This is a genomic window from Streptomyces sp. NPDC006265, from assembly GCF_040613555.1.
In the GTDB taxonomy this organism is placed as follows: Bacteria; Actinomycetota; Actinomycetes; order Streptomycetales; family Streptomycetaceae; genus Streptomyces.
This window is the reverse complement of the sequence record NZ_JBEXSH010000669.1, coordinates 1-5,146: the sequence shown is the minus strand read 5'-3', so window position 1 is coordinate 5,146 and position 5,146 is coordinate 1. Positions and strand designations below refer to the sequence as shown.

The window sequence follows — 5,146 nt, the reverse complement described above, 5'->3', positions numbered from 1 at the left end:
CGTGTAGACGATGGCGAACAGGAACGGGCCGAAGAACAGGCCGGCCACGCCCAGCCTGGACACCGTCGGCGAACTCCTCGGGGCCGGCGTCGAGGAGCTCCTGCACCCGGGCCAGCGGCACGCCGGCATCTGCCGCGGTGCGGATCCGGATCAGCCGCACGACGGCGCCGGCGTCGTAGCTCCGGTACCCGGAGCGGTCAGCGAGAAGCGGTCGAGCAGGTCGTCCACCATCGTGCCGGGGTCGTCGAGGTGGAGCAGCTTGGCGACGAGGAGGAGGTTCTCCCGGCCGCTGAGGATGTCGCCGACGGCCGCGAACTGTCCCGTGAGGCTGAAGGACTCCCGCACGTTCGCCGGTTGCGTGGTGACGTCGAAGCCGTTGGCGGCCGTCCCCGCATCGGGCTTCAGCAGCGTGGCGAGGATTCTCACGGTCGTGGACTTGCCCGACCCGTTGGAGCCGAGCAGGGCGAAGACGGTGCCGGGCGCCACGTCGAAGTCCACGCCGCGCAGCACCTCGAGCTTCCCGTACGACTTCTCCAGACCCCGCACGCGAATCGCCGGACCGGCCGTCGATCGGGCCGTCATGGGCACCTCCCTCCTCGGTGGAGATCTTCCCGCGGACTGCGTGGAAGCTCCTGCCAGAAGGATGGAGGGTTGACCCGGCGTCAAGGTCAAGCCGGGCCCCGACCAGTGCATTCAGATCGCCGGCGCGGGTGCCGGCCGTCCGTGATGCGCATACAGCGCGCGTCCGGCACTACCGGCAGCTCAGCCCCGGCGTGGATCACCGCACGGCCTGGTTGTGTTTCGCGTTCGCCGTCTCGAAGTAGTCGCCGCCCTTGCGCTTGACGTCGTCCGTGCCCCAGGCCTGTTCGCCGGCGGTTGCCGTGGTGGCTCCCTCTTGGGTCTGCGGCCGCAGGGGTGTTCGGACCAGCCTCGGTATGTGCTTCGAGCAGTGGATGTAAGCCTCTTCGACCTCGACTTCGACCCACATCTGAGGGCGGCGTCCGGGCAGCGGGTCGGCGGGCAGTTCGGGATGGCTCCGCCGCATGCTGTCGTCGGTGACCAGGTGGGCTCGGCCGTTGACGTGCAACCCGATGCGATCCACGGAGAAATCGATCATCAACAGGCCGACGTGCGGGTTCTCCCGGATGTTGCCGAGCGAGGCCATGACGCCGTTTCCCCGGTACTCCGGATAGGCGAGGGTGGTGTCATCGAGAACGTGGAGAAAACCGGCTGGGCCTGCCCGGAAGGTGCTGTCGCATTGCCCGGTGCTGTCCGATGTGGCGAGGAAGAACATCTCCTGGCGGGCAACGAACTCCCTCATTCTGGGGTTGAGTCGGTCCACCACCTGCTCGTCGTAGAAGCGATCAGCGCGGCCCGTGGTGCCCAATGCGCGCTGCATCTCGTGCTCTCCGTGGCTGCCGGGCCGGTCTGCCCGCTCATCCTGGTGCAACGGTCCTCCTGACAGGCGAACCAACGCCTGTGTTCGAGCCCTGCTCCGGTGGTCCTCCGGCGCAGATGACTCTGCCGGTCCCCTCGGAGGCCGAACAGCACTGATCGGCCACGCACATGAGGGTAGAGCAGACCGTTCGGTCGTTCCGGGGCGGGAGGCAAGAGTGGCTGTGCTCCATCTGCCGGCGGCGCCTTCGATCTGCTGACCTGCTGACTTCCTCAGGGAGCCCCTGGAGGCCGTGCGTGGCCCCGTGAGTCGTGATGCGCTCTGCGGCATCGGCGGTCGTACGGTGTCCCCGAGGAGGCTTCTGGTGCGCAGCGTGACCTACTCGATGAACGTCTCACTCGACGGATACATCGTCGGGCCGGACGGCGATTTCAACTGGACGGGGCCGGACGACGACGTCTTTCGCTTCTGGATCGACGAGATCCGGCAGGTCGGCGTCCATCTGCTGGGACGACGGCTGTACGAGACGATGCTGTACTGGGAGAGCGCCGATCAGGATCCGTCGCTCGACGACTCCAAGCTCGAGTGGGCCGCGCTGTGGAAGCCGCTCCCGAAGGTGGTGTTCTCCACCACGCTGTCGTCTGTGCAGGGCCATGCCCGCCTGGCTTCCGGCGACGTCGCGGAGGAGATCGAGCGGTTGCGCTCCGAGCCGGGGGAGGGAGACATCGCGATCGGCGGCGCGACCCTCGCCGCCCAGGCGGCTGCGGCGGGACTGATCGACGAGTACCGGGCCATCGTCTACCCCGTGCTGGTCGGCGGCGGCATTCCGTTCTTCCCCCGGCACGAGCGCCGGGTGGATCTCGAACTCGTCGAGACCCGCCCCTTGGGCTCACGAGTCGTCTACCTCCGCCACCGAGTGGTGCGCTAGGTGCGCGGTGAGACGCCCAGAAACCGGTGGAGGGAGCTCGTCATGCTGGTGACGAAGGCGTCGCGGGTCGGGGCGTCGACACGATCCAGGGACAGGTACGGGTTGAGGTCCTCCAACTCGACCAGGAGCAGGTCGCCCTCGCGGGTACGACAGGCGTCCACACGCTGGATTCCGTGATCGAGGGTGTTCCAGTCGATGAAGCGGCGGGCGAAACCGAGGTCGGCCTCCGTGGGCAGGTAGGGCTCGAGGACCCAGCGCCGGTCGGGGTCGGGGGCGTGGAGGGCGTACTGGAAGGCGTCGTCGACGTAGTAGAACGACACCTCGTAGCGGAAGTCGACGCGGGGCTGGACCAGCACGTCGCCGTAGGCGAGGCCGTCCAGTCGGTCCCGGGGGAGGAAGGTGAGGCCGATGGAGTCCGCCCCTGCCTTCGGCTTGACCACGTACTGCTTGGTCCGGGGCAGCAGGGGCAGGTCCTGCGGCCGGTCGACGGTGGGGATGACGGGGTATCCGGCTGCCGTCAGATCCAGCAGGTACCGCTTGCCGGCCATGTCCGCCCGGCCCGACAGCGGTGTAGACCCGGGTGCCGCGCACCGCGGCCTGGTTCCGGAAGGCGTCGTACTCCTTCTGGTAGTGGAGCACGGGGCCGCTGTTGCGGACCACGACCATGTCGAAGGAGTCCATCAGGGCGGCGGCATCCAGCGGGTGGCACAGAGCGAGGTCGAAGGCGTTCCGCAGCCGCGACGACAGGAAGACGTCCTCGTCGCCGTAGCGCCGCCCCCGGGCCTCGTAGGCGAGGTCGGTCACGAACAGAACGCTGGGGCGGCCGGGCACGGGACATCTCCTGGGTCGGTGGCCACCAACATACTGACGCCGCCGGGCACCGGCCCGCGCCGGGTTCACTCCCTCGATCACCGGCCCGGAGACGTCGACGTCGGCCATGCGCATGGTCCGCGCCCCCGGGGGACCCGCCCGCGTCGCGACGCAGGCGGGTGAAGCCTGAGCCACCGTCAGCTTCCCGGGGCATGCATGAGGATCTCCGCCGTATCCGGCCGGGTCGGCGGCATCGATGCGTTGGAGGCGAGAGTGATGAACGAACGAGCCGGACGGACGGGCCCCCACACCATCAGCGTCCCGGTCCTGATCGTGGGCGGCTCCCTGGTCGGCCTGTCCACCTCGTTGTTCCTGGGACGGCTCGGCGTGCCCCACATGCTGGTGGAGCGCCACGCAGGCACCTCCATCCACCCGCGAGGCCGCGGCAACAACGTCCGTACCATGGAACTGTTCCGGGCGGCGGGTGTCGAGAAGGGGATCAAGGACGCGGCCGCCACCCTGGCCGTCAACCACGGCATCCTCCAGGCACCCACCCTGGTCGGCGACGCCGGCGAGTGGCTGTTCAGGGACATCGACCCGGGCGGCGGCCTGGCCCGCTTCAGCCCCAGCGCCTGGTGCCTGTGCAGCCAGAACGACCTCGAACCGGTGCTGCTCGACCATGCCCGCGAGCACGGAGGCGACCTGCGCTTCTCCACCGAGCTGATGTCGTTCGACAGCGACCCCACCGGTGTGACCGCCGTGGTCAAGAGCCGAGAGACGGGTGAGCACACCACCATCCGTGCGGACTACCTCGTCGCCGCGGACGGCCCGCGCAGCCCCGTGCGCGAACAACTCGGCATCACCCAGAGCGGGCCCGGCGACCTGTTCCACAACGTCAGCCTCACGTTCCGTTCCCGGCGTCTCGCCGATGTCGTGGGCGACCGTCACTTCATCGTCTGCTACCTGACGAACCCGGAGGCCGACGGCGCCCTGCTGCCGGTGGACAACCGCGAGAACTGGGTCTTCCACGCCCCCTGGCACCCGGAAAACGGGGAATCCCTGGAGGAGTTCACGGACGAACGATGCGTCGAGCACATCCGCCGGGCGGTCGGGGTCGCCGACCTCGACGTGGAGATCACCGGCAAGGCTCCCTGGCACGCCGCTCAGCGGGTCGCCCGCAGCTACCGGTCGGGACGTGTGTTCCTGGCCGGTGACTCGGCGCACGAGATGTCACCCACCGGGGCCTTCGGTTCCAACACCGGCATCCAGGACGCGCACAACCTCGCCTGGAAGCTGGCCGCGGTGGTCGACGGCTGGGCGGGGGAGGAGTTGCTGGACACCTACGACGCCGAGCGCCGTCCCGTGGCCGAGGCCACCAGCGCGCGGGCCGCGTCCCGGTCGGCCGAGCACAGCCACCCCGGATTCGCCGCGCCCCCCGGAGCGGGCGGCGGTGGTCCGCAGAAGGGCATCCTCAACGTGGCCCTCGGTTACCGCTACCCGCAGGGTGCCGTCGTCGGCGCCGATCCGGCGGTCCCGGTGGTGCCCGAGCGCCTCGACCTGAGCGGAGAACCGGGCAGCAGGGCGCCTCACCTGTGGGTGCGCCGAGGGGACGAACGGCTCTCGACGCTCGACCTGTACGAGCGGTCCCTCGTGCTGCTCAGTGACGCCGCTGAGCCGAACGAGTGGCACGAGGCAGCCGTCCGGCTCGCCGGCAAGCTGTCCCTGCCGCTCAGGTCGTACCGGGTGGGCACCGGGGCTCAGACCGACCTGGTGCCGGAGGACGACGCCGACTGGGCCGAGCGCCACGGCACGGGCCCCGGGGGTGCCGTGCTCGTCCGGCCCGACGGGTTCGTCGTATGGCGGTCGCAGGGGCAGGAAGCGGATGCCGAGGCGGTACTGCACCAGGTGTTGAGGACCGCGCTGGCAGTCGCCTGAGATCGCTCTTCTACCGGCGGGGGGGGGTGCCCCTCGGTGCGGCCCACGTCCCCCGCGCGCTCGCGCGGCGGGGCCAG

Annotated in this window: 4 protein-coding genes and 2 pseudogenes; 2 read left to right on the top strand and 4 right to left on the bottom strand. The window is 69.8% G+C overall.

Translation table 11 applies throughout. From position 1 onward, the window contains the following. The 3 genes and pseudogenes from ABZ281_RS37005 to ABZ281_RS36995 form a co-directional block, all read right to left on the bottom strand. Positions 1-199 (bottom strand): annotated as a pseudogene (locus ABZ281_RS37005) (hypothetical protein); the annotation flags it as partial. Next, positions 151-582 carry an ATP-binding cassette domain-containing protein gene (locus ABZ281_RS37000; protein WP_356662423.1) on the bottom strand — a complete coding sequence of 144 codons (432 nt, stop codon included), beginning with the start codon at positions 580-582 and terminating at the stop codon, positions 151-153. The pseudogene ABZ281_RS37005 and the gene ABZ281_RS37000, both read right to left, overlap by 49 nt. Positions 583-778: 196 nt before the next feature. Beyond that, positions 779-1,399: a pyridoxamine 5'-phosphate oxidase family protein gene (locus ABZ281_RS36995; protein ID WP_356662422.1), complete on the bottom strand. Its 621-nt coding sequence runs from the start codon at positions 1,397-1,399 to the stop codon at positions 779-781. A 361-nt stretch (positions 1,400-1,760) separates the two neighbouring features. Between ABZ281_RS36995 and ABZ281_RS36990 the strand changes: the two genes are divergently transcribed. After that, complete coding sequence (locus ABZ281_RS36990; protein WP_356662421.1) at positions 1,761-2,324, top strand: dihydrofolate reductase family protein; 564 nt, start codon at positions 1,761-1,763, stop codon at positions 2,322-2,324. Here ABZ281_RS36990 and ABZ281_RS36985 read toward each other — a convergent pair. Further along, positions 2,321-3,155 (bottom strand): annotated as a pseudogene (locus ABZ281_RS36985) (hypothetical protein). The gene ABZ281_RS36990 and the pseudogene ABZ281_RS36985 overlap by 4 nt on opposite strands. Positions 3,156-3,410: 255 nt before the next feature. On the opposite strand from ABZ281_RS36985, the gene ABZ281_RS36980 reads away from it, so the two are divergent. Continuing rightward, complete coding sequence (locus ABZ281_RS36980; RefSeq protein ID WP_356662420.1) at positions 3,411-5,069, top strand: FAD-dependent monooxygenase; 1,659 nt, start codon at positions 3,411-3,413, stop codon at positions 5,067-5,069. Positions 5,070-5,146 lie beyond the last annotated feature (77 nt).